The 1,231-nt window shown below is 49.1% G+C and carries 2 protein-coding genes; both read right to left on the reverse strand.

Annotation, left to right across the window (positions count from 1 at the left end):
• Positions 1-208 (reverse strand): hypothetical protein (locus tag GZ78_RS29625; RefSeq protein WP_161787455.1); only part of this gene is annotated, 208 nt, incomplete at its 3' end.
• Between the two features lie 561 nt (positions 209-769).
• On the reverse strand, positions 770-1,231 hold a 462-nt coding region (locus GZ78_RS30430), incomplete at its 5' end, for a hypothetical protein (protein WP_236631643.1).

The raw sequence follows: 1,231 nt of genomic DNA on the forward strand, positions 1-1,231 counted from the left end.
TATAAAGCCGGGTATAACGACTGCCCCCGGACAGAAACTGCCAGTTAATATCAAACTCAGAGGCTATCCCGGAATAGCCGCTGCCTTCGTTGTAGCCGGAAAGCACAGCCTGAATCATTTCCTGCTGCTGTGGAGCCGGTGGAAAGACGCCGCAATCATGATCTCCCAGTTGATCCGTTTTGGTGTTGATCACCAGTTGTTTAAACATGGGCATCTCTGAAAGGCAGACAACAGAGGTTGGAGAATCATGATTGTGGAGTATGCCTAGACTGTGACTTGTTAGTCTTAAGCAGGCTCGGTAGGAATTGTCACAGTGGGGATTTTTGGCTTGATTACGGTCGAACCTGCGATAAGCCTGACTGTCAAAATGAAAGTAACGGCCACTGTTAAAGTGGGTGTCAAGAAAAAATCTGGTTCCAGCAGCATTAGTTACCCTGCTCTTTAAGTCAGAGCGGCTAGGGCTTTCGTGAGCAAAACTTGCAAGGCAAGTAAGAGAGGCGGGGGCATCATTCACCCACCACCAATTTAAAATAATCAATGCGCCATAAAAAGGCGATCTGGCAAAGTACCGTGGCCCGAGATGAGCAGAAAACAGCTCAACTTCAGGCTCCGAATCAATCAGCTCGGCCTCTGTACCAGCTCCAAGCAAAAGGAGTGCTGATAAAGCAAAAAGACGGCAAAAATACATAAAAACCTCTGGACAACAAGGGAGGCTGTAGAGAGAGCCATCACTGGCCTGTTGGGAAATAATGTAAAGGGCTGTGAGCTCTCATTTTAGACATCTGATCACTACGAATAAAACCGTCACAGCAGAAAAAACGCCAAGGGCAACAGGGAAAGTCGCTGAGCAGTGTACGTCCTCAGGTTTTGATGGAGTCACCGGGGCCTGGGAAACATCTGACGGCGTGACTGTAATAACAGGTGTGTGCAGGGTTGCAGAGCCTTGAGAAACAGCCGCAGAAAATGAAGAAGTCAAAGCGGTAGTGGCGGTGCTTGCTGTAGTCAGAGTTGAGGGTTGTACGTTCCGAGTTGAGGATGCTGCATTTTGGATTGAGGTTAACGCACTCAGTGTTGAGGATGCTGCATTTTGGATTGAGGTTAACGCACTCAGTGTTGAGGATGCTGGGCAGACAGAAGGACTAAGCTCTCGGCCACAGCGCAGGGTAGCACGCTGATAGGTTTCAGTGCGGGTTACTTCTGATGGCACAAATGAGCCCCGGGTGTCATTGGC

It is taken from the genome of Endozoicomonas numazuensis, from assembly GCF_000722635.1.
In the GTDB taxonomy this organism is placed as follows: domain Bacteria; phylum Pseudomonadota; class Gammaproteobacteria; order Pseudomonadales; family Endozoicomonadaceae; genus Endozoicomonas_A; species Endozoicomonas_A numazuensis.